The sequence below is a fragment of the Bacillus cereus group sp. BfR-BA-01492 genome, from assembly GCF_022662815.1.
In the GTDB taxonomy this organism is placed as follows: Bacteria; Bacillota; Bacilli; order Bacillales; family Bacillaceae_G; genus Bacillus_A; species Bacillus_A cereus_BD.
Map to the genome: position 1 here is coordinate 163,688 of NZ_JAKUEH010000002.1, position 26,535 is coordinate 190,222.

Consider the following 26,535-nt stretch of genomic DNA (forward strand, 5'->3'; position numbering starts at 1 on the left):
ATACGGAGCAAACAACTCTCCCTATAATACTCCTCGTAACTCTTGTAACTCTTCATCGGTAAGGTAGCGCCACTTTCCAACCTCAAGCTCACCTAATTTTATGTTCATAATTCGAACACGCTTTAGTTTTGTTACTGTATAACCGAAAGCACGGCTCATTCTCCGAATTTGTCGATTCATTCCTTGTGTTAAAACGATGCGAAATGTAGAGCAATCTACTTGTGTTACTTTACAAGGTTTTGTCATTCCATCTTTAATTTTCACACCGCAGCTCATACTATGAATAAACCAATCCGTAAACGGTTTATTAACAGTTACGACATATTCTTTCTCATGTTCATGGTCTCCGTGTAAAATTTGATTGGCAATCTTCCCATCATTTGTTAGTAAAATTAACCCTTCTGATGCTTTATCTAAGCGGCCAACTGGAAAGATTCTTTCGGGATAGTTGATATAACCAATAATATTCCCTTCGATATGTTCTGCAGCTGTGCAAGTAATTCCAACTGGTTTATGAAAGGCGATATATACTTTTTCTTTTTCTTCTTTTTCAATAACTTTTCCATCAACCGTTACAACATCATCGGGCTTTACAAGTACACCATGCGCACAAACTTTATCATTCATTGCGACGCGCCCAGCTTTAATAAGACGATCTGTTTCTCGCCTTGAACAGGAGAGTGCTTCACTTATAAATTGGTTAATTTTCATTGTCTATTCCTTTTTCTTATAGATTGTCCGAAAAGAAAAAGCATCAATCTCAAAGCATAGTATGATGCCGAGATTGACACTTTTTTACTTTGCAAAAACCATTAAATAAATAATCCCAATCATCAAAAATATGCCGCAACATGCTAACAATACTTTTGCAAGTTTGTCCATAAACATAATGGTTTACCCCTTTATTTGGCTTTTTGCTATTTTAATTCGACAACTGTGACGCCAAGGCCTCCCTCGCCCATATCGCCGTAGCGGAAACTTTTCACGCCGCGATGGTTCTTCAAGTAGTCTTGTACACCTTGTCGAAGCGCTCCTGTTCCTTTACCGTGAATAATCGATACACGCGGATAGTTAGCAAGCTGTGCATCATCTAAATACTTTTCAACACGCATCATCGCATTTTCAAAACGTTCACCGCGAAGATCCAGTTCTAAGGAAACATGGTAGTCCCGTCCTTTTACTGTTGTAACTGCTTTTTTCTCAAGCTGCTTTGGTGTATTAATATATTCCATATCAGATTCTTTTACTTTCATCTTCAGAATCCCAATCTGAACGTTCCACTCATTATCACTTACTTTTTTTAGAAGTTGACCTTTTTGGCCAAACGTTAATACTTTTACTTCATCGCCCGGTCTTAACTGTTGTTTTGGCGCTGTATTTTTCACTTTTACTTTTTGTTTTTTCACAAGTTCAGGCGCTGCCCCTTCTAGGCGGCTTTTCGCTTCAATCAATTCATGATCTTTCACATTGGCAAGCTGCGCTTTACGCAATTGACGAAGTTCACGAATAATCTCTTCTGCTTCTTTCTTCGCAGCTTCGACCTTTTCTTCTCCTTCTTTTTGCGCTTTTAATAATCGTTCATCACGTTCTTCATTAAATTCAATAATTTGGCGTTGCAATTCGCGATGAAGCTTTTCAGACTGCTTACGAAGCTCTTCTGCTTCTTTCCAATCACGTTCTGCACTCTTTTGGCTTTCTTCTAATTTCGCAATCATATTTTCGATCTTATTTGTATCTGTACTAATATGATTGCGAGCACGATTAATTACGCGTTCAGATAATCCAAGGCGTTTCGAAATTTCAAAAGCATTACTACGTCCTGGTACACCAATTAATAATTTGTAAGTTGGACTCAATGTATTTACATCAAATTCCACACTTGCGTTAATGACTTGATCACGATTATATCCATATGCTTTCAATTCTGGATAGTGCGTTGTTGCAACAACGCGTGCACCGCGATTATATACTTCATCTAAGATAGAAATGGCAAGAGCTGCCCCTTCTTGCGGGTCTGTTCCAGCACCTAATTCATCAAATAGCACTAAGCTTTCAAAGTCAGCTTTCTCTAAAATATCGACAATGTTAACCATATGGGAAGAGAATGTACTTAAACTTTGTTCAATGGATTGCTCGTCACCAATATCGGCAAAAATATTTTTAAATACGCAAATTTCCGATTCCTCTTGTACGGGAATATGAAGACCAGATTGTGCCATTAATACGCATATTCCAACCGTTTTTAACGTAACTGTTTTACCACCTGTGTTCGGACCTGTAATGACAATTGTTGTAAAGTCTTTACCAAGCATAATATCATTTGGCACAATCACTTTTGGATCGATAAGCGGATGACGTGCTTGGCGTAAATCCATATAACGCTCATTATTGACAATCGGTTTTGTCGCTTTCATTCGTTTCGCATACAAAGCTTTTGCAAAGATAAAATCAAGATTCGCAATCACTTCGACATTCGCTAATACGATATCAGCTTCTGCTGCTACTTCTTCTGTAAGCATCATTAAAATACGTTCTACTTCTTGTTTCTCTTTCACACGTGCTTCTTGCAAGGCGTTATTCAGTTCCACGATGACTTGTGGTTCAATAAATAACGTTTGTCCTGATGCAGATTGGTCATGAACAATACCACCATATACGCCGCGATATTCCTGCTTAACCGGAATTACATAGCGATCGTTACGGATCGTTACAATGGCATCTGATAACATCTTTTGTGCATTTGAAGAGCGCGTCATATTTTCGAGCTTCTCACGAATGCGACTTTCCGCTGTACGAATTTGATTGCGAATACCACGCAATTTATCGCTGGCGCTATCGAGTACTTCGCCACCATCTCCAATACAGCCTGTAATTTTCTTTTCTAAATCATATAAAGATACAATTTGCGCAACATGAGTTTCTAAAATCGGAAGCTGGGCGCCATTATCAACCATATCTTCAATGAATCGTTTCATTTGACGGCTGCCATACATTGTACTTGCGATATCAAGCAATTCATGAGGGCTCAGCATACTTCCTATTTTTGCACGCTTTACATTCGGTCGAATGTCAAAAATCCCGCCGAGTGGTGCATGCCCTTTTAAACGGATTACTTTCGCCGCCTCATCAGTTGTATCTTGCATTTCCACAATTTCTTCAAAGTCTGTGCTTGGCATAAGACGCTTTACTTTATCTCGACCAAGCGAAGAAGCTGTATGCTCAAGTAACTGTTCTTTTACTTTGTCATATTCTAATACACGCAACGTTCGTTCTAACATAAGTTGCCTGTCCCCCTTGTGTTACTTATTACGTTTAATAAAATCTAATAAACGTTCAATATCCCATGTGTTAATCACGGTATCTTTTTGAATCCAACCTTTACGTGCTGCCGCTACACCTGTTTCCATATCTTCTAACATCTCAAGTGTATGAGCATCTGTATTAATTGCTATTTTCACACCAGCATCTTGTGCCTGTTTTAATAATTTCGCACTTAAATCTAGACGGTTCGGATTTGCATTTAATTCTAAAACAGTATTTGTTTCTTTTGCGAGCTCAATTAATAGATCTGTGTCTACATCATACCCCTCACGGCGTCCAAGAAGACGTCCTGTTGGATGAGCAATCATTGTTACATGCTTATTTTCAATTGCGGCACGCAAACGTTTCATAATTGTTTCACGGTCTTGTGAGAAGCTGGAATGAATCGCACCAATTACATAATCAAGCTCCGCTAATACCTCATCATCAAAATCTAATGTCGCATCTGGCAGTATGTCCATTTCAATCCCACGTAAAATTGTGATATCTGGGTATTTTGCATTGATGCGCTCAATTTCTTTTGCTTGTTCACGAAGTCGCTCTTTCGTTAAGCCATTCGCTACTTTTAAATATTGGGAGTGATCCGTAATTGCCATAAATTTATAGCCACGCTCGCGGCATGCTTGTACCATTTCTTCAATGGAAAAAGCGCCATCACTCCATGTTGTATGCATATGAAGATCACCTTGTATATCAGAGAACTGAATTAAGTTTGGGTATTCCTTAATGAGTTCGATCTCTTTTCCGTCCTCACGTACTTCTGGCGGAATAAACGGAAGGTTGAAATGAGCAAAAAACTCTTCTTCTGTTTCAAATGTTTTCACTTCACCTGTCTCCAAATTTTCCACACCATACTCACTAATCTTTTCACCATTATCTTTTGCGATTTGACGCATTCTTACGTTATGATCTTTTGAACCTGTAAAATGGTGAAGCGTTGTAATAAATTCTTCAGGTTTCACAAGGCGAAAATCAATTGAAATATCATACTCATATTGCAGGCGAACAGATACTTTTGTATCGCCGCTTGCAATCACTTCAATCATATTATCAAATTGAAGCAAATGTTCACGTACTGCTGCTGGTTCTGTCGTTGCAATAATGAAGTCTAAATCTTTCACAGTCTCCCGAACGCGGCGTAAACTACCAGCGCGCGAAAAACGAATTACTTCTGCAATATTCGACAATTTCTCTTCTATTTCCCCGGCAATAGGAAGTACCATTGCAATCGGTAAACGTTCAGGGCGAGAACCAGCTTGCGCAATTGCTTCTAGTATTTTCTCTTCCGTCTTCTTCCCAAACCCAGCAAGCTCCTGTACTTTCTTGTCTTCACAAGCTTGCTTTAATGTTTCCATGTCAACAACACCAAGTTCTTTATAAAGTTTCGCTACTTTCTTACCACCGAGTCCTGGAAGTTTTAATAATGGCAATAAGCTACTAGGAACTTCTTTTTCAAGTTCTTGCAATACCTCTGACGTTCCAGCTTCCATATATTCTTGAATAACTGCTGCAGTTCCTTTTCCGATGCCTGGAATCTTTGTAAAATCTTCAATTTCAGAAAGGCTACGATCATCACTTTCTAACGCTGCTGCCGCTTTACGAAACGCGGATATTTTAAATGGATTCTCGCCTTTTAATTCCATAAAAAGAGCGATTGTCTCTAATAATTTAATAACTTGTTTTTTATTTATTTTCATACGTTCCCCGCCTTTCCTTCATAGAAAAAAACTTCTCTTTCCGAAAAAGAGAAGTTATACTCTGCTACCTGTCTGCCATAGTTCCTTCACCTTTTCAGAAAGAATCGGTGTATCGTCTACAATTATTTTGCTAATTGATGATTGTTGTAATGGTGTTTGCACTTGTTCAATCGGAAGAATCGTTCCAATAATAATTAAAACAAACAAAATAATGTATACTTCTAAAAAACCAAGAATTGCTCCAGCAAATGCATTAATTTGCTTTAACACTGGTATTTCCGCAAACATATTTAGCAAATTACCAAGTAATGAAAGTGCAATCTTTGTAACAATGAATAGTACAATAAACGCAATTGCTTGATAAAAAACTGTCTCCATATTGTTTGCATCGATCCATTCTGGAACGGATACATTTTGATCAAACGGATACGGAATCATTTTCGCTAGCGCTGGCGCTAAATCTTTACAGTACCAGTATGCAACAAGGCATGCGATAATAAAGCTTGTTAACTTTACAAGTTGTAGAATAAATCCTCTTCTTAAACCGAGGAAAAATCCCATAACAAGCAATAAAATGATAATGATATCAACCATGTTATTCCATTCCTTTTTGTCTCATACTTTCTTTCAGTTTTTCATGTTCTTCTTTTAATTTTATGTAATCGTGTATGACGTTTACCGCCGTCAATACCGCTAGTCTACTCGTATCAAGCGAAGGATTCTTGGCATTGAGTTCGCGCATTTTATCATCCACAATCGCTGCTACCATGCGGATATGACTTGTACTTTCATCGCCAACAACTGAGTACTGTTGACCATAGATTTCTACATTAATTCGACTTTTCTTTCCCTTTTGTTGTGACAACTCACCGGCCTCCAATCACGTACAGAATCCTAAAGTTTATCATACCATGAACTTTCCCAATATGGAAACAGAAAGAATAATCCGATATGATAAAAATAACACTATTGAAAAAGGAGCGATCATTTTGTCAAATTCTATCGTATTACAAACAAGTTCTACAGTCATTGAAGAGATGAAAAAACAATACAAACAAGCAATTAGTCCAACAGTTCCGCAAGGCGGTATCTTTATGGCGAAAGTATCATCTTGTACAATTACTGCTTATAAATCAGGAAAAGTTATGTTTCAAGGTGGACGCGCTGAAGCAGAGGCTTCTCGTTGGCAAACTGTCTCTCGAGCACCGAAATCATCTGTAAAAAAATCGGTCGATTCACATCGTTATGCACCGCCCGCTTCCATCGGTACAATGTCTATTATAGGGTCTGATGAAGTTGGTACGGGAGATTACTTCGGACCGATGACAGTTGTCGCTGCATACGTAGATGCAAAACAAATTCCACTTTTAAAAGAACTTGGTGTAAAAGATTCTAAAAACTTAAATGATGCTCAAATTATTGCAATTGCTAAACAACTCCTTCACGTTGTTCCTTACAGCTCCCTCGTTCTTCATAACGAAAAATATAACGAGCTGTTTGATAAAGGAAACAACCAAGGGAAATTAAAAGCTTTACTGCATAATAAAGCAATTACCAACTTATTAGGAAAAATTGCACCGACGAAGCCAGACGGCATCTTAATCGATCAATTCACACAACCTAATACATACTATAAATATTTAACAAAACAAAAAGAGGTACAACGTGACAATGTTTATTTTGCTACAAAAGGCGAAAGTATACATTTAGCTGTTGCAGCGGCATCTATTCTGGCTCGTTATTCATTCGTAAAACAATTTGATAAACTTAGTAAAAAAGCAGGTATGCAGCTTCCAAAAGGTGCAGGTATGCAAGTGGATATTGCCGCAGCTAAACTCATTCAAAAATTAGGAAAAGAGCGTCTTCCTGAATTTGTGAAGCTTCACTTTGCTAATACAGAAAAAGCGTTTCGTTTATTGAAAAAATAGCTATGTTTTAGTATCGACAATATGTAAATGAACTAAACAAAGAGAAAAGAAGTCTTATTTCTTTTCTTTTTTATTTTTGTTACAATTAGAATATACAGAAATATATGATTTTAAGCGCATATATAAAGGGTGATTTCATTGCTATTTTTACAAATGATTTTAAACATTTTGTTGGGAAATCCACATGAAAGACAATTAAGAATTCGCGAAAACATACGATTACTAAATGATCAACCCGAGTTCAATTTACTATTGGAACGATACGGAAGATCTATTTTGCTAAAATTCCGAGTGAGAAAACATATTAGTAAATATGATGCCCAAACATTGATTCATAACCCAATACAGCTTAAAAAATTTTGCAATGAGCTTGAAGATATTATTAAAAAATAACATCTTGATAACAACTAAGGGCGGGCAGCACTGATAAAAACTATTAAGTTTAAATGGATATTTTGAATAAAAAGGAGCCATGTCAAATGACTCATACGAAAGTAAAAAATCACTATACATACTCGTCCATTTTATCGGTCCTCTTACTTACTTTATTATTTCCCTTATTTGGGGAATTTTTTTCACTTCTAAATCTCTTGCGGAAAATATAACAGATAATCTATGTATTATGGCGATATATTGCTTGTTCGTTAGCTTATTATGGTTTTTCTATTTCGAACGCTTAGACAAAGATGTAGATAAAATGATAAAAGAAATGAAAAAATAATAGAAATAAAAACATATAAAATGAGTCATTCGAACGAATGACTCATTTTATATGTTAACTTCGCTTCTGTTTCTTATTTGATGAAGGTACTTTATAAGCACCTGTTTCATGCGTTGTTGTTCCTTGTCCTTCTACTTCTGGAGAACCTAAAACTGCTCGTGAAGGATCTTTTTTCACTTTTTTACTCATTCCTATTCACCCCTTCACGTTACTTTTTACTTTTCAATAAAAATCTATACAAAAAAAGCGAGAGGAAGGTCCTCTCGCTTTTTTTCATATTTTAAAACTCCGCAGAACCTGGCGTTCTTGGGAATGGAATTACGTCACGAATATTCCCCATACCAGTGATGTACATTAAGAAACGTTCGAAGCCTAGGCCGAATCCAGCGTGTTTTGTACCTCCGTATTTTCTAAGTTCTAAGTACCACCAGTAGTCTTCTTCTTTCATGCCTAATTCTTTAATTCTGTCTACTAAAACATCCATTCTTTCTTCACGTTGACTTCCGCCGATTAATTCGCCGATGCCAGGAACAAGAAGATCAGTAGCAGCTACTGTTTTACCATCATCGTTCATACGCATGTAGAATGCTTTAATATCTTTTGGATAGTCTGTTACGAATACAGGACGTTTAAAGATTTGTTCTGATAAATATCTTTCATGCTCTGTTTGTAAATCAATGCCCCATTCTACTGGGTATTTGAAGTCAGCACCTGATTCTTGAAGTACCTTAATTGCTTCTGTGTATGTGATGCGACCAAAGTCAGAGTTAATGACATTGTTCATGCGCTCAAGAACTGTTTTATCAACAAATTTGTTGAAGAATTCCATTTCTTCTGGCGCATGCTCTAATACGTATTTCATTGCATATTTTAGCATATCTTCTGTAAGATCCATTACATCTTCCAGTTCAGCAAATGCAATTTCCGGCTCAACCATCCAGAACTCAGCTGCGTGACGAGTTGTGTTTGAGTTTTCCGCACGGAATGTAGGTCCGAATGTATATACATCGCGGAATGCTAATGCATACGCTTCAGCAGGAAGTTGACCACTTACTGTTAAGTTTGTTTCTCTACCGAAGAAGTCTTTCGAATCGTCTACTTGTCCATCTTCTCCTTTTGGTAGGTTGTTCATGTCATGTGTTGTTACGCGGAACATTTCACCTGCACCTTCTGTATCGCTACCAGTAATAATTGGTGTGTGAACATGAACAAATCCACGCTCTTGGAAGAACTTATGAATCGCGTAAGCTGCGATAGAACGAACACGGAACGTTGCAGAGAATGCATTTGTTCTTGGACGTAAGTGAGCGATTGTACGTAAGTATTCAAACGTATGGCGTTTCTTTTGAAGTGGGTAATCGGAATCTGATAAGCCTTCAATTTCGATTTTTTCCGCTTTAATTTCAAATGGTTGTTTTGCAGTAGGTGTTGCAATTAACTTACCTTCTACTTTAATAGAGGAGCTAAGCGGTAATTTTGTAATTTCCTTAAAATTATCTAATTCTGTATCGAAAACAATTTGTACGCTTTTAAAGAAGCTACCATCGTTTAATTCGATAAAACCAAATACTTTTGAATCACGTAAGTTACGAATCCAACCAGATACTTGCACGTTTTGATCTACATATTTATCTGTTTCTCTATACAGACTTTTTACTAATGTGTTTTCCATAGTGAATGTCTCCTTTACTGATATTTAAATACAAAAAAACCTTTCATCCATAAAGGGACGAAAGGTTAAACTTCGCGGTACCACCCAATTTGTCATAAAGACCAACTTTGATTCGTATGTAATCCATACTTCCCGATTTGTAACAGGTAGGTTTCCCGTCTAAGTCTACTCTTGAATGGCAACATTCAATTTCGGTTAGCAACTCCAAGGTGTTCTTCATATATACCGCCTCACCAGGCTCTCACCGTCCCTGATTCGCTATGGATTATAGTATATACTACTTTTCCTTATCATCGTCTTTCATTTTGTTAAACTAAATTTAATGTACTACATTCGAGAGAAAGATGCAAGACGTCAGAAAATATATGAGTGATCTTTCTATTGTTGATTCGACATAGAATATTGACTGACCAACACCAATCGAACTGTTACTGCGCTAAAATAGCGGGATAAAAAAATTGCCGGATTGATTCCGGCAATTTTTTATTATTTACGTAACTCCGCACCAAATTTCTCTTCTACCGCTGCTAATACACGGCTATGTGCTTCTGTTACTTCTTCGTCTGTTAATGTGCGTTCTGGATCAAAGTAATTCATAGAGAATGCAAGTGATTTCTTACCTTCTTCCATTTTTTCACCTTCATATAAATCAAACAACGTTACTTCTTTTAGAAGTTCTCCGCCCGCTTCTGCAATAACCTTCTTCATTTCACCAGCTTTTACATCTTTCACTACAACAACAGCCATATCACGTGTCATAGATGGGAAACGTGGAATTGTCGAGTAACACGTTTCTTCTACATCTGCGCTAAATAGTTTTACAAGAGATAGTTCGAATACAAATGTATCTTTTACATCTAATTGTTTTTGTGCTTCTGGATGCAATTGACCGATAAAACCAATTACTTCGCCATCTAATAAAATATTAGCTGTACGACCTGGATGCATACCTTCACGCTTTGCTGGTGTATATGTGATATGGTTTGTAACGCCAAGTACGTCAAATAATCCTTCTAATACCCCTTTTACAACGAAGAAGTCGACAACTTTCTTTTCACCTTGCCATGCATGATGAAGAGCAAGACCTGTCATAACACCTGCAAGATGCTGTTCTTCTTTCGGAAGCTCTCCTTCTGCTGTCGGTAAGAAGATAGAACCTACTTCATATAAAGCAACACTATCATTTTTACGAGCAAGGTTGTAAGAAACTGCTTCTAACAATTGTGGTACTAAACTTAAACGAAGCTGACTACGCTCTTCACTCATTGGAAGTGCCAAGTTCACAGGAGCTTTTTCATTTGGTTCAACTATATATTGTTTCGCCTTATCCGCACTTGTTAATGAGTACGTAATTGCTTCGTATAAGCCAGCACCCTCTAGGAAGCGGCGTACTTTACGACGTTTCGCTTGTGCTTCTGTTAACTTACCACGTGTCATTGTACCTGTTGGAAGTGTTACTGGAATATGATCGTATCCGTACAGGCGTCCTACTTCTTCTACTAAGTCTTCTGCAATTGTAATGTCAGGACGACGAGACGGTACATTTACATGGAATGTTCCTTCTACTTCTGTGAATGGAAACTTTAAGTTTGTGAAAATTGTCCCCATTTCACTCGCAGTAATGTCTGTACCTAATACACGGTTGACTTTTTCTACTGTAATCGATACTGTACGTTCTTTTACTCGTAAGTTATCAACTTCTACTACACCTTCTAACGCTTCACCACCAGCGTATTTCGCCATTAGAGCAGCGGCGTGTTGAATTGCTTCAAACGTGCGTGTTGGGTCAATTCCTTTTTCGAAACGCGCACTTGATTCACTGCGAAGACCTAAATCTTTTGATGCGCGGCGCACTGTTTGACCTTCAAAGTATGCAGCTTCAATTAGAACGTTGACTGTATCATTGGTAACTTCAGAATCTGCCCCGCCCATTACACCTGCAATACCTACTGCTTCGTTTCCGTTTGTAATCACAAGGTGATGTGCTTGTAATGTACGTTCTTGATCGTCTAATGTTTGAATCTTCTCACCCTCTTTCGCATGACGAACAACGATTTCTTTTGAACCTAATTTATCATAATCAAATGCATGTAATGGTTGACCGTATTCCATTAAAATGTAGTTTGTAATATCGACTACATTGCTAATCGGACGAATGCCAGCTGCCATAAGACGTGTTTGCATCCACATTGGTGATGGACTAACCTTTACATTTTTCACCATTTTCGCAATATATAACGGATTTTCTTCTTTTGCTTCTACACTTACAGAAATATAATCCGATGTTTTTTCTGTTGACTCTTGTAGGTCAATAGCTGGAAGCTTTACTTCGCGACCGTAAATAGCAGCTACTTCATAAGCAACACCTAACATATTTAAGCAATCCGCACGGTTTGGTGTTAACCCAAGCTCAAGTACTTCATCGTGCAAGTTTAAAATTTCAAGTGCATCTGCACCAACTTCTGCATCACTTGAGAAAATGAAGATGCCGTCTGCATAATCTTTTGCAACTAACTTCGCATCAATGCCAAGTTCTTGTAGAGAACAAACCATACCATGAGAAGCTTCACCACGTAATTTTGCTTTTTTAATTTTGAAGTTACCCGGAAGTACAGCACCAACTTTTGCAACCGGTACTTTTAACCCTTTTGCAATGTTAGGAGCACCACAGATAATTTGTACTGGCTCTTCTTCACCGATATCGATTAAGCATTTGCTTAATTTATCAGCTTGCGGGTGTTTTTCACATTCTAATACGTGACCAACTACAACACCTTTTACCCCTTTATTTAATACTTCAACGCCTTCTACCTCAATACCACTTTTTGTGATTTTATCTGCTAGTTCTTGCGCCGTTACATCTTTAATATCTACATACTCTTGTAACCAACGATATGATACAAACATTCTTTATCTCTCCTTCCCTTACGCTCGTTTAAATTGTTGTAAGAAACGTACATCGTTTGTATAGAAATGACGAATGTCATCTACGCCATATTTCAACATTGCAATACGTTCTGCACCAATACCGAAAGCAAAACCTTGATATTCTTTTGAATCATACCCGGCCATTTCCAGTACATTTGGATGAACCATACCTGCACCTAAAATTTCAATCCAGCCTGTTCCTTTACATGTGCCGCAACCTTTACCATGACACATCATACAAGAAATATCCATCTCTACAGATGGCTCTGTGAATGGGAAAAAGCTTGGACGAAGACGAATTTCTCGATCCTCACCAAACATCTTTTTCACGAATACTTGCAGTGTACCTTTTAAATCACTCATGCGAATATTTTTGTCGATTACAAGACCTTCAATTTGCATGAACTGGTGGGAATGCGTCGCATCATCATCGTCACGGCGATATACTTTACCAGGACAAATCAATTTGATTGGACCTTTTTCTGTATTCTTTTCCATCATGCGTGCTTGCACAGCTGATGTATGCGTACGAAGCAATGTTTCTTCTGTAATATAGAAAGTATCTTGCATATCACGCGCTGGATGATCTTTCGGTAAGTTTAATGCTTCAAAGTTATAGTAATCTTGCTCTACTTCTGTTCCTTCAGCAACTTCATATCCCATACCGATAAATATATCTTCCACTTGCTCAAGTACTGCAGTTAATGGATGATGACAACCTGTTTCGACAGGACGACCTGGCAATGTAACATCGATTGTTTCAGAAGCTAATTTTGCTTCAATTTCTGCTTTTTCAATATGATTGATTCTGTCTTCTAAACGCGTTTGAATCGCTTCACGCACTTCATTTACTAACGCTCCCATACGCGGGCGCTCTTCCGGAGATAATTTCCCCATGCCACGTAATACTTCAGTAATTGGACCTTTCTTCCCTAAATATGCTACGCGTACATCGTTTAAACTCTTTAGCTCTTTCGCTTCTTCAATAAGCTCTAACGCTTTTTGCTTTAGCTCTTTTAAACGTGCTTCCATTTAGAACCCTCCTAATAATAAAAAATAAAAAAACCTCGCTCCCTAAAAAGGGACGAGGTAAATTCGCGGTACCACCCTAAATTGACAGAACGAGTCTGCCCACTTGATTTGTATAACGATCAACTTAGACCGGAACGCCTTTACATAATAAAAATGGTCCTGGCGTCAACTCCAGAGGTGAATTCACTTCCGTCTACCATAAGAATGCTTTCAGTCTGTGGCACTCTCTCCCTATATGGCGATTTTGAAAGTTACTCTTCTCTATCAATGTTTTTCATTCTATTCTTTTCTTTTTATTATATGTTCAACTTATTATAAGAAGTTTTTTAACGATTCGCAACCGGGCTTTGTAAATAATATGTTAAAATCCCAGCAGCAACTGCTACATTTAGCGACTCGGCTCCGCCATAAATCGGAATGTATAAGTTTTGATCACATTTTGCAAGAATATCTTGGTGCACACCATTTCCTTCATTTCCTACAATTAATGCGAAACTTCCTATTGGTGTTATTTCACCATATGGAACGCCATTTTCTAGAGCTGTTCCATATACAGGAACGTTATGTGTTTTTAACTTGTCTATCCATTCTTCTAAATTCCCTTTGACAACTGGCAAATGAAAAATAGAGCCTTGTGTAGAGCGCAGCACTTTACTATTATAAGCGTCTACACATCCTTCTCCAAGTACAACAGCATGAACACCTGCTGCATCAGCTGTGCGAATAATTGTCCCTAAATTACCTGGATCTTGAAGACCATCGAGCAAAAGAAATTTTCCATTTGTAAGCTCTACTTCTTTTTCTTGTTTCTCACAAACTGCAAATACACCTTGTGTTGTTGCTGTTTCACTAAGCACCTTTACAATCGATTCAGGGACAATATACATTTCGACATCAGAAACAGTCCAATCTTTCGGAAGGTCCGTTTGATCTGATACGATAAGTTCTGTAACAATGTCTGCTTTTAAAGCTTCTTCTACTAAATGGAATCCTTCTACAAAGAATAGACCTTTCTTATCGCGTTCTTTTTTTGTTTGCAACTTTTTCCACTGCTTCACACGCGGATTTTTTACTGAATCAATGTTTTTCATTCTATGCATTCCCTCTCTTCTTGTCTTCTCATTATAGCCTATTTTTCATACATATTTACATAAAAAAGAACAAAAACTAATGGCAGTTTCAATTTCGAAAAAGAGGTGACTGAAATGAACTTTAATTTACGCGGAGCAGTATTAGCAAATATAGCTGGTAATACACAAGATCAATTACAAGAGACGATTGTTGACGCTATCCAAAGCGGCGAAGAAAAAATGCTACCAGGACTTGGTGTTTTATTTGAAGTCATTTGGAAAAATGCAGATGAAAATGAAAAACATGATATGCTCGAAACATTAGAACAAGGATTAAAAAATAAGTAATATTACAAGCCTGTCTCCAAAGAAATATTTTTTTTGGAGACAGGCTTGTGTACAAAATCATCATATATCGGCGATTTTTCAAATATATCGGCGTTTCTTCATCCTATATCGGCGATTTTTTCAAAATATCGGCGTTTCAACACGAGATATCGACCAGCCGACAAATTTCGTCATCTCATTCCTACTAAAAATAATAAAAGCCCGTCTCTTTTCCCTAAACATTTCTACTTTACTAATATCGCTTAATGGAGTACAATGTTCAAAATATATTCAAATCGGTTAAAAAAGGAGTGAATGTTTTATGCGCCACGTTACACTTGAACAAATTTTCGAACATCACATTACACAAAAGTACGTAAACCGTTCTGGAATGGTCCATGCGATTACCGTCGCTTATCATGCGTTTCACTTAGCGAAAAAGCATCACGCCTCAGTCGATGCGGCAACAAAGGCTGGTTTTCTTCATGACATCGGACATCATACATGGTATAGCGACGGAAAATGGGACTATGAATTATATAAAAAGAATGATATCCATGCAATTAAAGGAGCTGAAAGAGCTCACAAATTGTTGATTCGATTAGGAGAACACCCTAAACTTGCAAAAGAAATTTCCATTGCGATTCTTCTGCATACAGACTCTTTCCTAGTAAAACAAGAGATTGAAAGAACACCTCTTCAACAGATTATTAAATGGGCAGATGAAGCAGATGAAGAACCGGGCGGAGCACATCACTACCGCACAATTTCTTATGAAAAAGCACGAAAAGCAATTCAGCAATTAGATCAAATGGTAGAGCGTGAATTACAAACACAACAAACGAAATCCAATAAAAAAATAGCGCAAATTTGTCAATAAATAAGAGGTATCACTGCATAGCGATACCTCTTTTATTATTTTACAACAACTTCATTTTATATTTCTTTTCTTTACTCCTATATAAACCATGACATAATAAAGCAATATCAAGTTTTATTAATGATTGTTTATCCCTATTTTTGAAGAAATCATTTTTCGAGGAATCATTATTATGATTATAACTTTCTTTACGGGCTAGTAAACGAACAAATTCTATTATTTCACGTTATGAATAATACGTTAGCATTTTTATCATAAAAACAGATTCGTTTTTAATCCTAATATTGTAAAATATAACTTATCAACTAGAAGGAGATTTTATATGGAAGCATCCGGAATATTCATTTGGATTTACTTAACGCCGATTTTCATATTATGTGGAATCATTTGCGGAATTTTTTTCATTATTACCGGAATTAAATATCGGAAATTACTTACTATTTTAGCAGGTTTGATTTGTCTCTCACTTATGGTTTCCCCTTTCATTTGTTTAGGGATTGGAATAGATTGCGAAAAACTACTCCCCGTTTCACCTGTTGTATATTGGAGCTTATTCCCTTTAGCTGGTGTACTCGCTATTATAAGTGGAAGGTCAATCAAAAGTATTTCTTACATGGGTCTAATCACATTTATAACAGGATTCATCACGTTTATCGCGTATCAACTTCTGATTGCAGCTTAATTATATTTGTAAAGAATACAAAAAAAGCAGGGACATTAATTCCCTGCTTTTCTATTTGGCTTATTACCTGATTTCAAGAAGAATGATAATATCCAGGCAATACCCGCTAATATAGTTGCAATTAAGAACGCATCATTAATACCGTTAATTGCAGATAGCTTTGAAATTTGTCCGTATAATAGTTGCGTACTCATCGCATCTCCAGCTTGTGCGGAACCAGCTAAAGCTGCTAAGCTTTGTCCCATTCCATGCACTTTATCAACTAAAATCGGATTTGTCGTTGTTAACATATTTCCGTAATCTGCTACATGATAGTTTGTTTGCTGCGTCATGATTGTAATTAAAATCGCTGTACCAATTGAGCCAGCCACTTGTCTTGACGTATTTTGTGTTGCTGTACCATGAGAAATCAATTTCATCGGCAACGCGTTCATACCAGCTGTCATAATTGGCATCATAATGAACGACATTCCGATTGAACGTATGATGTAGTCTCTCATGATTACACTATATGGTGTATCCATTGTTAATTTCGTAAATTCATATGTTGCATATGTTGTAATGGCTAACCCAATAATCGCTAATGGACGAATGCCATACTTATCAAATAGTTTACCTGCAATCGGTCCCATAATCCCCATAATTAATGATCCAGGAAGAAGCAGTAGACCTGATTCAATTGGCGTAAAACCACGAATATTTTGCAGATATACAGGAAGTAATAACATACCTCCAAATAGCGCCATTGTTACAATTGCGTTAATTAATAATGTGAAAGTAAATGTTGGATACTTAAATACATGTAAATCCAACATCTTATTATCCGTCGTCATTTCTCTCCAAATAAACAATGCAAGACCAATTGTACCGATGATAAGGGAAACAACAACTTCTGCACTGCTCCAACTATTATTGCCGGCTTCACTAAATCCATATAATAAACTACCAAGTCCAATACTTGAGCTAATGACACCAAATGAGTCTAATTTTGCTTTCGATACTGGCTGTGCTAGTGTAAAGAATTTTAATGACAATAAAGTAATGATTAAGCCGATCACAAACATCGCATAGAACATTAAGTTCCAGCTGTAATTTTCAATGACCCAACCTGTTACAGTCGGTCCAATAGCTGGTGCTAAAATCATTGCTACCCCTAATAATCCCATTGCAGCTCCTCGCTTATGAGGAGGGAACAGCGTCATAAAAATATTCATACCAATCGGCATTAAAATACCTGCACCAACTGCTTGAATTACACGGCCTATCATCATCATCGTAAAGTTTCCAGATATAGCACAAATAATAGAACCTACTGTAAAGAATACCATTGCTGCTATAAATAAATTACGATACGTAAAGCGCGATACTAAAAAGGCACTGATTGGGACTAAAATCCCGTTTACAAGCATAAATCCTGTAATTAACCATTGCGCTGTTGAAGTTGAAACATTAAACTCATTCATTAATGGTGGCAAAGCAACATTAATAATCGTTTGGTTTAAAATCGAAACGAACATACCAAGAATCAATACTGTTACAACTGCTTTTACATTTACATTTTCTATTGGCAAATGCTTTTTAGATGCTTCTTTTTTCATGTTTCGCACATCTGGCTCTACTGCTTCTTTCTTAGTTGCTTCTAATTCTACAATATTTGAAGCATTTTGTTCCGGTTGCTTCGTTTCTATTTTACTTACGGCTGGGACCTTCTCTTCTCCCGCGTTTGTTTTTTTCTTTCTAAAAAGACGATTCACAAGGAAGAAGACGATAATACAAAATATAGCATATCCTACTATTAAAGATGAGGACATTTTATCTCCCCCCTTATTTATGAATACGAACTGTCACATTCATTCCAGGAACAATATTTACTGACTTACTGTGGTCTAAAGAAATTTTAACTGGTACTACTTGTGTCACTTTTGTATAATTTGCTGTCGCATTGCTTGATGGTAACATCGAGAACGTATTTGCCGTTGTTAAACCAACTTGTTCTACTTTTCCTGTTAATGTTGTATCAGGGTATGCATCAACATACACATCTACTTCTTGTCCTTTTTGTACATCATCAATCTCTGTTTCTTCAATGTTTGCTGTTACCCATAAATCATTCATATCAAATGCGTATGCAATTGGGCTGCCTGCCCCAACAAAAGTATTTGTTGTTGCATTAGATTGTACAACTGTTGCACCTTGTGGAATTGTCACATCCATTGTTTGTTCACCATTTGAACCTGATGTTGTAACAGCACCTAGTTTTTCATTTTCATTGTAGTTTTTACCTACTTCTGCTTGCCATTCTGTTAATTTTCCCGCTACTGGTGATGCGATTGGAATTACTTTTCCATCAATTTTCGCATTCTCTGTCTTTAAATAGTTTTCGGATTGGTTGTAGTAGTAATAACCACCGATACCGCCGCCAACTAATACGATTAATGTGATAATGTTGATAATCACCATTCTTCGAAATTGATTCATTGCTTTTCTCTCCTTATATCGAATATAATTTTTCTCTAAACTATTTCCATTCCTTTTGTTTATACTATTTAATTGTTAATTATATTAACAATTAACCAAAAAAAGCACACCTTTTGCATGATAAAATAAGCTTTTCTTTTCATCATACGAGTGGTGCTGTTTTCTAAAGGAATATCGTTTATAATTATAAATAATTATTTCAAATCTACAACCGACAAATTAAGCATATATGTTGTTTATCCAACATTTAATTATGTATATGTTGATTAAGTAAATAAAACTCAACAAGGAGAAGCAAAAATGTCTATTAAAAATACAAATGATCCACGTGTAAAACGAACGAAACAGCTCATACAGGATGCTTTTATCACTTTAGTAGGCGAAAAAGGTTTTGAAAATGTAACTGTGCAGCACATTGCGGAACGCGCTCCTGTCAATCGCGCTACTTTTTATAGTCATTACCATGATAAGTACGACCTGCTCGAAAAAACGATTACTGAAATGCTAGAAACACTAACTGAAGCAATTAGACCAACAAAGCGAAATAAAGAAGATTTCCAGCTCACATTTGATTCACCACACCCAAGCTTTTTAGCTTTATTTGAACATATCGCAAAAAACGAAAGTTTTTATCGCGTTATGCTCGGTGATCAAGCAGCTGGCAATTATGGATATAAAATGATGAAAACCATTCAAACTCATTTAACTTTAAGTTTATCCATCGCACAGCCAAATGATGAAAAACTTATCGTTCCACGCGATATTCTCATCAGCTATATCACTGGCGCTCACCTTGGCATCATTATGTCTTGGCTCAAAAAAGGGACAATTTACACACCGCACTTTATGGCACTTCAATTAACGCGTTTAATTATTTTAGGAGCGCATACTGCAGCTGGATTAGAGCGCCCTTTTTAAACAAAAAAGCGAAGAGACACCTCTTCGCTTTTTTGTTTAACCAAATGTAATATTATGTACAGTCTCTTTATCAAGACGTTTAATCACTTCTACAATGAGTTTCACTGCATTTTCATAATCGTCACGATGTAACATAGCAGCATGAGAATGAATATAACGAGTTGCAATTGTAATTGCCATAGATGGAATACCATTTACAGAAATATGGATCGCCCCTGCATCAGTTCCGCCTCCAGCTACAGAGTCGTATTGATATGGAATATCTAACTCATCCGCAACATCCACTACGAAATTACGAAGCCCAGCATGACCAATGACAGATGCATCATATAAAATGATTTGTGGGCCATCTCCCATTTTACTTTGCGCTTCTTTTTCTGTTACTCCCGGTGTATCGCCAGCAATTCCAACATCTACTGCAAACGCAATATCCGGTTTAATATAGTTTGCTGATGTTTTCGCACCGCGTAGTCCTACTTCTTCTTGAACTGTTCCAACACCGTATACAATGTTTGGATGTTTTTCATCTTTTAATTGTCTTAATACATCAATCGCAATAGCACAACCAATGCGGTTATCCCACGCTTTTGCAAGCAGCATTTTTTCGTTTTTCATCACTTGGAATTCGAAATATGGTACAACTTGATCTCCTGGTCGTACGCCCCATTCCATTGCTTCTTCTTTGCTAGAAGCACCGATATCGATGAACATGTCCTTAATTTCAACTGGTTTTTTACGAGCTTCTGCTGGTAAAATATGCGGTGGTTTTGAACCAATTACACCTGTTATATCCCCTTTGCGCGTTATAATTGTTACGCGCTGCGCAAGCATAACTTGTGACCACCAGCCACCTACCGTTTGAAAACGAAGAAAACCTTTATTATCGATTTGTGTAATCATAAAGCCCACTTCATCTAAATGACCGGCTACCATAATTTTTGGACCGTTTTCTTCCCCTACCTTTTTAGCAACTAAACTTCCTAAATTATCTGTAGAAAGTTCATCCGCAAACGGTTCAATGTACTTTTTCATCACTTCACGTGGCTCACGCTCATTTCCCGCAATACCGCGCGCATCTGTTAGTTCTTTCAGCATTGTCAATGTTTTATCTAACTTTTGCATTGTCAATCCTCCTTTTTCTTCGTTTAACCTATTATACAATAAGTAAATTGAAATATTCAAAAAAATAAAGCAACACTTTAATCAGTGGAGATTTTCTTTATGCTCCACTGATTATAAACCTTCATCCATTAATATCCTTGCGTTTGACGTTGATGATTCACTTTATTTTTATCCAAATATGCTTTTTCAATTTCTTCTTGACTAAATTCAAGAACTTGTCCAAGGCGAAGATAGCTTGTAAATAATTCAATGTAATTTGTAATAGATGGTTGATCTGTGAAACGAATTACTTTTGCATATGTGTCTAAGAAACTTTCCACCTGTGTTTTATTCGTTTGCGCACATTTATAAAATAGAAAGTTCTTATCAATTCCTAAATCAATACCAATTGATAAAATGAAATGTAAACCATCTACATATTCTTCTAGTATGACTTCACGCTCAGATGCTGGTTTTGTACTCCAGTATTTAAAGCAACGCGTTTCATTTGCAAGTTCTCCAATCTCAACAAGGAGCGCTAACATTTTCTCTTTTAATAGCTTCTTCGGCTGTAAATCATGTTCTTTTGTAATATGATCATCTAATTCTTTTTGCAATTTAAATAGCTGTAGTAAATCCATTCCATCGTCCTCCTCTAACATCGCACAAAGACAATGTTGTTTCATCTCATATTTCATGTAAGCTAAAAGTCCTACCCTTATTACCTATTTCGCTTTCTATTCCCTTATGAAATATCTTGTCCTTAAATCATGAATCCATTTCAAACATTAGTAAATGATATGATAATAATTCTATATCATCTTTCCATTATAACAGTGTCGTTTCTACTAGAAAAGATACCTTTCAGAAGCAGTAAAAAAGTCAGAGAAATCCCCCTTGACGTTTTGTTACATATTATAAATTTACTACAGATTTTGTCATATCGATTACAAAATCTCCATTTCTTTTCTTCATTTCCAGCTAGCGTTATATCTTAGGAACACAAAAAAACCTTAGAAGAAACTCTTCTAAGGTTTTTAAGTAATTATTTTAAGTTGTTTTTTGCAACTGTTGCTAATTCAGCGAAAGCTTTTTCGTCATGAACAGCTAAGTCAGCAAGCATTTTGCGGTTAACTTCGATACCAGCAAGTTTTAAACCGTGCATTAAACGGCTGTAAGAAAGACCATTCATGCGAGCTGCTGCGTTAATACGAGTGATCCATAATTTACGGAAGTCACGTTTCTTTTGACGACGGTCACGGAACGCATATAATAGAGACTTCATTACTTGTTGGTTAGCAACTTTGAATAAAGTATGTTTAGAACCGTAGTAACCTTTCGCTAATTTAATCATTTTTTTACGACGTTTACGAGTAACTGTACCACCTTTTACTCTTGGCATAATATTACCTCCTAGTGTGTTCTATATATCAACCGAACTTATTTTAAGTTGTCAAGCATTTGACGAATACGTTTGTAGTCACCAGCACTTACTAGACCAGCTTTACGTAGTTTACGTTTCGCTTTTGTAGACTTATTTGCAAATAAGTGGCTAGTATAAGCGTGATCACGTTTAAGTTTACCAGATCCAGTTTTTTTGAAACGCTTTGCAGCGCCGCGATGAGTTTTTTGTTTAGGCATAGGTATTTCCTCCTCTATCTATTACTTATCGTTTTTCGGTGCTAAAATTAAGAACATGCTACGTCCTTCCATTTTAGGCTTAGATTCAATTGTTCCTACTTCAGCACAAGCTTCCGCGAAACGATCTAAGACACGTTGACCGATTTCTTTATGAGTAATGGCACGTCCTTTAAAGCGAATAGATGCTTTAACTTTGTCGCCTTTACCTAAAAATTTAAGAGCGTTGCGAAGTTTTGTGTTAAAGTCATGTTCATCAATTGTTGGACTTAAACGAACTTCTTTCATGCTAATTACTTTTTGATTTTTACGCTGCTCTTTTTCTTTCTTTTGTTGCTCAAAGCGGAATTTACCATAATCCATAATGCGGCATACTGGCGGTTTCGCATTTGGAGCAACTAATACTAAATCAAGATTAAGATTTGCAGCCATATCTAAAGCGTCATTACGAGACTTAATACCAAGTTGATCACCATTTGCACCAACTAAACGTACTTCACGGGCACGAATTTGCTCGTTAATCATCATATCCTTGCTAATAGTAAGCCACCTCCAAGATTTTCTCAGAATATGTTTGCAGTCATAGAACCCGAACAAAAAAAGTGCGGGCATACGACACCCACACTTGTACTATCTTAAGTAAGAAATACATTTACCTGTTAACTGCGAATGCGTCAATCAGGTGAGAAGCGGGTGCTTCTACTTGTTCTACAAAACAATATTCTATTATCCTTGATGAGTTTACCATAGGATATAATGTCTGTCAAGAAGACACGTTTTACTAACAACAAGAAATATTGTAACAAACAACACGAATACATGCAATACTTTTTTATGATAAGTATCATTTCATTATGATATGTATTCAGCAAGAAAGTCGCGGCATGCCGCGACTCTCTTATCGTTTTCCTTCAACTTTAATCATATCAACAAAGGCATCTAATGCAATTGTTTCTGATTTTTGCTCACCATATTTACGTACATTCACGCCGTTTTCAGCAACTTCATTATCACCTACTACAAGCATGTATGGAATTTTTTGCATTTGTGCTTCACGGATTTTGTAACCAATTTTTTCTTCACGTGTATCTACTTCAACACGGATACCAGCACGTTGCAATTGTTCTTGCACTTTCTTCGCATAGTCTAAATGCACTTGCGGAGAAACTGGAATAACTTGTACTTGAACTGGTGCTAACCAAGTTGGGAATGCACCTTTGTACTCTTCAATTAAGAAGGCAACGAATCGTTCCATAGTAGATACGACACCTCGGTGAATAACTACTGGACGATGTTGTTTTCCGTCTTCACCCACGTAAGTTAATTCAAAACGTTCTGGAAGTAAGAAGTCTAATTGAACTGTTGAAAGTGTTTCGTCTTTTCCAAGTGCAGTACGAACTTGAACATCAAGTTTTGGACCATAGAATGCCGCTTCACCCTCAGCTTCATAGTATTCAAGTCCCATTTCATCCATTGCTTCTTTTAGCATTCCTTGTGCTTTTTCCCACATTTCATCATCCGCATAGTACTTTTTAGTATCTTCTGGATCGCGGTAAGATAGACGGAATGAATAATTTTCTAAACCGAAGTCTTTGTATACTTCTAAAGTTAAGTTCACAACACGTTTTAACTCTTCTTTAATTTGATCCGGACGGACAAAGATATGTGCATCATTTAAAGTCATCCCACGTACACGTTGTAGTCCAGATAACGCACCAGACATTTCATAACGGTGCATTGTTCCAAGTTCTGCAATGCGGATTGGTAATTCACGATAACTGTGAATATCGTTTTTATAAACCATCATATGATGAGGGCAGTTCATTGGACGAAGGACTAATTCTTCATTATCCATCTGCATAGATGGGAACATACCATCACGATAGTGATTCCAGTGACCAGAAGTTTCGTAAAGTTCTCTGCTTCCTAATACTGGAGTATATACGTGGTCATAACCTAAGCTTGCCTCTTTATCAACAATGTAGCGCTCAATAATACGGCGAATTGTTGCACCTTTTGGTAACCAAAGAGGTAAACCTTGTCCTACTTTTTGACTATTTGTAAATAATTTCAACTCTTTACCTAATTTACGATGATCACGTTCTTTTGCTTCTTCAAGCATACGCATATGTTCATCTAATTCCGCTTTCTTCACGAATGCAGTACCGTAAATACGTTGTAGCATTTTATTGTTGCTATCACCACGCCAGTAAGCACCTGCAACGCTTAACAATTTAAACACTTTAATCTTTCCTGTAGATGGAAGATGCACACCGCGGCAAAGATCGAAGAATTCGCCTTGTTCATAAATTGAAATAACAGCATCTTCTGGAAGATCGTTAATCAATTCTAATTTTAGTTCATCATTAATTTCCTCATAGCGACGAAGAGCTTCAGCGCGTGGCACTTCATGACGAACAATTTCTAAATTTTCATTTACAATCTTTTGCATTTCTTTTTCAATTTTCGGGAAATCTTCAACTGTAATCGCTTCTTCCATATCAATATCATAATAGAAGCCGTTTTCGATTACTGGACCAATACCAAGCTTCACATCTTTATATAAACGTTTTAACGCTTGGGCTAATAAATGAGCTGTTGAATGGCGTAAAATATATAAACCATCCTCAGAATCTAATGTAACAATTGAGATTGCACCATCTTTTTCAATTGGTGTACGAAGATCAAGCATCTCATCATTCAATTTTCCAGCCACAGCTTTTTTCTTTAAGCCTGGGCTAATAGAAGCTGCGATTTCTTCAGTTGTTATTCCTTTAGGAAACTCCTTAACAGCTCCATCAGGGAAAGTAATTTTAACTACATCTGCCATCACTGGTCACTCCTCTTCTTCTCAAAATAAAAAACACTCATCCCCGTAAAAGGGACGAGTGTTGAATTCGTGGTTCCACCCTTGTTCCAATTAACTAAATTGTTAATTGCTCAAGTTCAACATAACGGTGTTGTCCGTTAGCAATTACTAGACAAACGTTCACTGCTAAAGTTCAGAGGTGGTAAGTAATAAACCCGTATTAGGAAGCTCACACCTTCATACTTCCCTCTCTGAAAATCGTAGTAAATTACCCATGTCCTCATCGTGACATTTCAATATATTTCGTTTATGTAGGTAATTATATGCTCAAAAACTTAGAAAATCAAGGGCGTCACCCTTATTTTTTATTTTTTTCACATTGCGCTCAAATTCATGTAATCCATACAACTGCACCCGTTCCTGAAATACATTTTGAAGGGTAATAATCATATTGTGATCCTGTTCCTTTGCATACAAATAAATCTTTTTAGGTGCAATCGACAAAAGCGGTGCAATTACCTTCGTATCAACATAAATATCTTTTTGATTTACTAAATCTTCATCTATATACTGCACTAATTTCTCTTGTTTTAAACGTACTCCTTTTTCATTATAAAAAATAAAACTTTCATCAAATACAAGATGTAAACAAGACAATCGGGATTTTCTACTACTCACTTGTTGCCTTAACATTTCGATAAACATTTGATATTCCTGCTCCATTTTATATTCATCAATCGCGACTACGGCGAGTCGATTGATCCTCTCTCTATATGCGCGAAGGCGAAATTGAACATAGGATGAAAATGAAAAGGATAAAGGGTCTCTTAGCCAATCTTTTAACGAAGAAACAACTTGAGACTCCATCTCTTTCTGCGTTAAGTCTTGTGCAATTCCTTTTCTTTTCCCTTTTAAAATCTCATGTGCCATATGTAAAATTTGGCGACACTCCTCTTGATCCTCGTAAAAAAACTTCTCTTTCAAAATCGTACGGAGCCATTCATTTTGTTTAATATTTACAATGAAATAAAGGAGCACTGGCATCAGAACTTTTCTAATATAGTGCGATTCACATATCGGGATATGGATTACTACTTTCTTTTCACTTACATAAATACTCGTTTCTTTATATAAGGCTTCCGTCCTTTTCATAAGTTGTCGATATACATATACAGCTTCATTTTTTTCTTCGAAGCAAATCTCAATCACTTTTGTCCCCCCTTTTATCCCCGTTCAAAGCATTGTCTTCTCTTAAGAAGAAGCGAAAGAGTCTATCACCTGGAAAGCTTTTACTCTTCGCCCGATATTTCTTGCTAATTTTATATATATTAAG

The 26,535-nt window shown here is 36.7% G+C and carries 26 protein-coding genes and 4 other annotated features; of the genes, 7 read left to right on the forward strand and 19 right to left on the reverse strand.

Going from position 1 to position 26,535, the window contains the following annotated elements; genetic code table 11:
- Nucleotides 1–21: 21 nt before the first annotated feature.
- The 5 genes from MR063_RS03995 to zapA form a co-directional block, all read right to left on the reverse strand.
- Complete coding sequence (locus tag MR063_RS03995) at nucleotides 22–711, reverse strand: 23S rRNA pseudouridine(2604) synthase RluF (RefSeq protein WP_242193526.1); 690 nt, start codon at nucleotides 709–711, stop codon at nucleotides 22–24.
- 206 nt (nucleotides 712–917) lie between these two features.
- A complete protein-coding gene (locus tag MR063_RS04000) occupies nucleotides 918–3,278 on the reverse strand; it encodes an endonuclease MutS2 (RefSeq protein ID WP_242193527.1) in 2,361 nt (786 codons plus the stop codon).
- Between the two features lie 21 nt (nucleotides 3,279–3,299).
- Entirely contained in the window at nucleotides 3,300–5,018 is a 1,719-nt protein-coding gene (gene polX / locus MR063_RS04005) for a DNA polymerase/3'-5' exonuclease PolX (protein WP_242193528.1), read from the reverse strand.
- Nucleotides 5,019–5,072: 54 nt separating this feature from the next.
- A complete protein-coding gene (locus MR063_RS04010) occupies nucleotides 5,073–5,612 on the reverse strand; it encodes a CvpA family protein (protein WP_242193530.1) in 540 nt (179 codons plus the stop codon).
- 1 nt (nucleotide 5,613) lies between these two features.
- Complete coding sequence (gene zapA, locus MR063_RS04015) at nucleotides 5,614–5,883, reverse strand: cell division protein ZapA (RefSeq protein ID WP_041810059.1); 270 nt, start codon at nucleotides 5,881–5,883, stop codon at nucleotides 5,614–5,616.
- Between the two features lie 124 nt (nucleotides 5,884–6,007).
- On the opposite strand from zapA, the gene rnhC reads away from it, so the two are divergent.
- The 3 genes from rnhC to MR063_RS04030 all read left to right on the forward strand — a co-directional run bounded on the left by rnhC (nucleotide 6,008) and on the right by MR063_RS04030 (nucleotide 7,667).
- Nucleotides 6,008–6,946, forward strand: coding sequence for a ribonuclease HIII (rnhC, locus tag MR063_RS04020; protein ID WP_242193532.1), 939 nt, complete (start codon nucleotides 6,008–6,010; stop codon nucleotides 6,944–6,946).
- 138 nt (nucleotides 6,947–7,084) lie between these two features.
- Nucleotides 7,085–7,339: a hypothetical protein gene (locus tag MR063_RS04025; protein ID WP_242193534.1), complete on the forward strand. Its 255-nt coding sequence runs from the start codon at nucleotides 7,085–7,087 to the stop codon at nucleotides 7,337–7,339.
- Between the two features lie 79 nt (nucleotides 7,340–7,418).
- Nucleotides 7,419–7,667, forward strand: coding sequence for a hypothetical protein (locus MR063_RS04030; RefSeq protein ID WP_242193536.1), 249 nt, complete (start codon nucleotides 7,419–7,421; stop codon nucleotides 7,665–7,667).
- Between the two features lie 54 nt (nucleotides 7,668–7,721).
- Here the strand turns inward: MR063_RS04030 and MR063_RS04035 are convergent, their stop codons facing one another.
- From MR063_RS04035 to MR063_RS04055, 5 genes are all read right to left on the reverse strand, one after another.
- Nucleotides 7,722–7,856 (reverse strand): YuzL family protein, encoded by a 135-nt coding sequence (locus MR063_RS04035; protein ID WP_012095704.1) that lies wholly within the window; start codon nucleotides 7,854–7,856, stop codon nucleotides 7,722–7,724.
- A 91-nt stretch (nucleotides 7,857–7,947) separates the two neighbouring features.
- A complete protein-coding gene (gene asnS / locus MR063_RS04040) occupies nucleotides 7,948–9,339 on the reverse strand; it encodes an asparagine--tRNA ligase (protein WP_242145559.1) in 1,392 nt (463 codons plus the stop codon).
- 50 nt (nucleotides 9,340–9,389) lie between these two features.
- Nucleotides 9,390–9,642, reverse strand: a binding site (T-box leader).
- 183 nt (nucleotides 9,643–9,825) lie between these two features.
- Nucleotides 9,826–12,246, reverse strand: a complete 2,421-nt coding sequence (pheT, locus tag MR063_RS04045; RefSeq protein ID WP_242193538.1) for a phenylalanine--tRNA ligase subunit beta — start codon at nucleotides 12,244–12,246, stop codon at nucleotides 9,826–9,828.
- Between the two features lie 18 nt (nucleotides 12,247–12,264).
- Nucleotides 12,265–13,299 carry a phenylalanine--tRNA ligase subunit alpha gene (gene pheS / locus MR063_RS04050; protein ID WP_242145557.1) on the reverse strand — a complete coding sequence of 345 codons (1,035 nt, stop codon included), beginning with the start codon at nucleotides 13,297–13,299 and terminating at the stop codon, nucleotides 12,265–12,267.
- 45 nt (nucleotides 13,300–13,344) lie between these two features.
- Nucleotides 13,345–13,576, reverse strand: a binding site (T-box leader).
- A gap of 49 nt (nucleotides 13,577–13,625) precedes the next feature.
- A complete protein-coding gene (locus MR063_RS04055; RefSeq protein WP_242193539.1) occupies nucleotides 13,626–14,390 on the reverse strand; it encodes a TrmH family RNA methyltransferase in 765 nt (254 codons plus the stop codon).
- Between the two features lie 114 nt (nucleotides 14,391–14,504).
- On the opposite strand from MR063_RS04055, the gene sspI reads away from it, so the two are divergent.
- From sspI to MR063_RS04070, 3 genes are all read left to right on the forward strand, one after another.
- Nucleotides 14,505–14,717, forward strand: coding sequence for a small acid-soluble spore protein SspI (gene sspI / locus MR063_RS04060; RefSeq protein WP_242145555.1), 213 nt, complete (start codon nucleotides 14,505–14,507; stop codon nucleotides 14,715–14,717).
- Between the two features lie 301 nt (nucleotides 14,718–15,018).
- Nucleotides 15,019–15,576: an HD domain-containing protein gene (locus tag MR063_RS04065; protein WP_242193542.1), complete on the forward strand. Its 558-nt coding sequence runs from the start codon at nucleotides 15,019–15,021 to the stop codon at nucleotides 15,574–15,576.
- A gap of 322 nt (nucleotides 15,577–15,898) precedes the next feature.
- Nucleotides 15,899–16,258, forward strand: coding sequence for an ammonia permease (locus MR063_RS04070; protein WP_242193543.1), 360 nt, complete (start codon nucleotides 15,899–15,901; stop codon nucleotides 16,256–16,258).
- A 35-nt stretch (nucleotides 16,259–16,293) separates the two neighbouring features.
- Here MR063_RS04070 and MR063_RS04075 read toward each other — a convergent pair whose 3' ends face one another.
- Both MR063_RS04075 and MR063_RS04080 read right to left on the reverse strand, forming a co-directional pair.
- Entirely contained in the window at nucleotides 16,294–18,069 is a 1,776-nt protein-coding gene (locus MR063_RS04075; protein WP_242193544.1) for a DHA2 family efflux MFS transporter permease subunit, read from the reverse strand.
- A 13-nt stretch (nucleotides 18,070–18,082) separates the two neighbouring features.
- Nucleotides 18,083–18,736, reverse strand: coding sequence for an HlyD family secretion protein (locus MR063_RS04080; protein WP_242193545.1), 654 nt, complete (start codon nucleotides 18,734–18,736; stop codon nucleotides 18,083–18,085).
- Between the two features lie 300 nt (nucleotides 18,737–19,036).
- Between MR063_RS04080 and MR063_RS04085 the strand changes: the two genes are divergently transcribed.
- Complete coding sequence (locus MR063_RS04085) at nucleotides 19,037–19,654, forward strand: TetR/AcrR family transcriptional regulator (RefSeq protein ID WP_242193547.1); 618 nt, start codon at nucleotides 19,037–19,039, stop codon at nucleotides 19,652–19,654.
- Nucleotides 19,655–19,690: 36 nt separating this feature from the next.
- On the opposite strand, the gene MR063_RS04090 is transcribed toward MR063_RS04085, so the two are convergent.
- The 7 genes from MR063_RS04090 to ytxC all read right to left on the reverse strand — a co-directional run bounded on the left by MR063_RS04090 (nucleotide 19,691) and on the right by ytxC (nucleotide 26,411).
- Entirely contained in the window at nucleotides 19,691–20,776 is a 1,086-nt protein-coding gene (locus MR063_RS04090; protein WP_242193549.1) for a M42 family metallopeptidase, read from the reverse strand.
- A 128-nt stretch (nucleotides 20,777–20,904) separates the two neighbouring features.
- Nucleotides 20,905–21,396 carry a dUTP diphosphatase gene (locus MR063_RS04095; protein WP_041810065.1) on the reverse strand — a complete coding sequence of 164 codons (492 nt, stop codon included), beginning with the start codon at nucleotides 21,394–21,396 and terminating at the stop codon, nucleotides 20,905–20,907.
- A 404-nt stretch (nucleotides 21,397–21,800) separates the two neighbouring features.
- On the reverse strand, nucleotides 21,801–22,157 hold the full coding sequence (gene rplT, locus MR063_RS04100) for a 50S ribosomal protein L20 (protein ID WP_012095717.1): 357 nt from the start codon (nucleotides 22,155–22,157) through the stop codon (nucleotides 21,801–21,803).
- 38 nt (nucleotides 22,158–22,195) lie between these two features.
- Nucleotides 22,196–22,396, reverse strand: a complete 201-nt coding sequence (rpmI, locus tag MR063_RS04105; RefSeq protein WP_012095718.1) for a 50S ribosomal protein L35 — start codon at nucleotides 22,394–22,396, stop codon at nucleotides 22,196–22,198.
- A gap of 21 nt (nucleotides 22,397–22,417) precedes the next feature.
- Complete coding sequence (infC, locus tag MR063_RS04110) at nucleotides 22,418–22,921, reverse strand: translation initiation factor IF-3 (RefSeq protein WP_109090154.1); 504 nt, start codon at nucleotides 22,919–22,921, stop codon at nucleotides 22,418–22,420.
- A gap of 62 nt (nucleotides 22,922–22,983) precedes the next feature.
- Nucleotides 22,984–23,104 (reverse strand) — a sequence feature (ribosomal protein L20 leader region).
- Between the two features lie 187 nt (nucleotides 23,105–23,291).
- Nucleotides 23,292–25,223, reverse strand: coding sequence for a threonine--tRNA ligase (gene thrS, locus MR063_RS04115; RefSeq protein WP_242145548.1), 1,932 nt, complete (start codon nucleotides 25,221–25,223; stop codon nucleotides 23,292–23,294).
- 47 nt (nucleotides 25,224–25,270) lie between these two features.
- Nucleotides 25,271–25,498, reverse strand: a binding site (T-box leader).
- 31 nt (nucleotides 25,499–25,529) lie between these two features.
- Nucleotides 25,530–26,411 (reverse strand): putative sporulation protein YtxC, encoded by an 882-nt coding sequence (gene ytxC / locus MR063_RS04120; protein WP_242193552.1) that lies wholly within the window; start codon nucleotides 26,409–26,411, stop codon nucleotides 25,530–25,532.
- Nucleotides 26,412–26,535 lie beyond the last annotated feature (124 nt).

Bases quoted from the DNA above. Each gene is read 5' to 3' on its own strand.
- MR063_RS03995 (WP_242193526.1), bottom strand. From the start codon at position 711: ATGAAAATTAACCAATTTATAAGTGAAGCACTCTCCTGTTCAAGGCGA.
- MR063_RS04000 (WP_242193527.1), bottom strand. From the start codon at position 3,278: ATGTTAGAACGAACGTTGCGTGTATTAGAATATGACAAAGTAAAAGAA.
- polX (WP_242193528.1), bottom strand. From the start codon at position 5,018: ATGAAAATAAATAAAAAACAAGTTATTAAATTATTAGAGACAATCGCT.
- MR063_RS04010 (WP_242193530.1), bottom strand. From the start codon at position 5,612: ATGGTTGATATCATTATCATTTTATTGCTTGTTATGGGATTTTTCCTC.
- MR063_RS04030 (WP_242193536.1), top strand. From the start codon at position 7,419: ATGTCAAATGACTCATACGAAAGTAAAAAATCACTATACATACTCGTC.
- MR063_RS04035 (WP_012095704.1), bottom strand. From the start codon at position 7,856: ATGAGTAAAAAAGTGAAAAAAGATCCTTCACGAGCAGTTTTAGGTTCT.
- asnS (WP_242145559.1), bottom strand. From the start codon at position 9,339: ATGGAAAACACATTAGTAAAAAGTCTGTATAGAGAAACAGATAAATAT.
- pheT (WP_242193538.1), bottom strand. From the start codon at position 12,246: ATGTTTGTATCATATCGTTGGTTACAAGAGTATGTAGATATTAAAGAT.
- pheS (WP_242145557.1), bottom strand. From the start codon at position 13,299: ATGGAAGCACGTTTAAAAGAGCTAAAGCAAAAAGCGTTAGAGCTTATT.
- MR063_RS04055 (WP_242193539.1), bottom strand. From the start codon at position 14,390: ATGAAAAACATTGATTCAGTAAAAAATCCGCGTGTGAAGCAGTGGAAA.
- sspI (WP_242145555.1), top strand. From the start codon at position 14,505: ATGAACTTTAATTTACGCGGAGCAGTATTAGCAAATATAGCTGGTAAT.
- MR063_RS04065 (WP_242193542.1), top strand. From the start codon at position 15,019: ATGCGCCACGTTACACTTGAACAAATTTTCGAACATCACATTACACAA.
- MR063_RS04070 (WP_242193543.1), top strand. From the start codon at position 15,899: ATGGAAGCATCCGGAATATTCATTTGGATTTACTTAACGCCGATTTTC.
- MR063_RS04075 (WP_242193544.1), bottom strand. From the start codon at position 18,069: ATGTCCTCATCTTTAATAGTAGGATATGCTATATTTTGTATTATCGTC.
- MR063_RS04080 (WP_242193545.1), bottom strand. From the start codon at position 18,736: ATGAATCAATTTCGAAGAATGGTGATTATCAACATTATCACATTAATC.
- MR063_RS04085 (WP_242193547.1), top strand. From the start codon at position 19,037: ATGTCTATTAAAAATACAAATGATCCACGTGTAAAACGAACGAAACAG.
- MR063_RS04090 (WP_242193549.1), bottom strand. From the start codon at position 20,776: ATGCAAAAGTTAGATAAAACATTGACAATGCTGAAAGAACTAACAGAT.
- MR063_RS04095 (WP_041810065.1), bottom strand. From the start codon at position 21,396: ATGGATTTACTACAGCTATTTAAATTGCAAAAAGAATTAGATGATCAT.
- rplT (WP_012095717.1), bottom strand. From the start codon at position 22,157: ATGCCAAGAGTAAAAGGTGGTACAGTTACTCGTAAACGTCGTAAAAAA.
- rpmI (WP_012095718.1), bottom strand. From the start codon at position 22,396: ATGCCTAAACAAAAAACTCATCGCGGCGCTGCAAAGCGTTTCAAAAAA.
- infC (WP_109090154.1), bottom strand. From the start codon at position 22,921: ATGATGATTAACGAGCAAATTCGTGCCCGTGAAGTACGTTTAGTTGGT.
- thrS (WP_242145548.1), bottom strand. From the start codon at position 25,223: ATGGCAGATGTAGTTAAAATTACTTTCCCTGATGGAGCTGTTAAGGAG.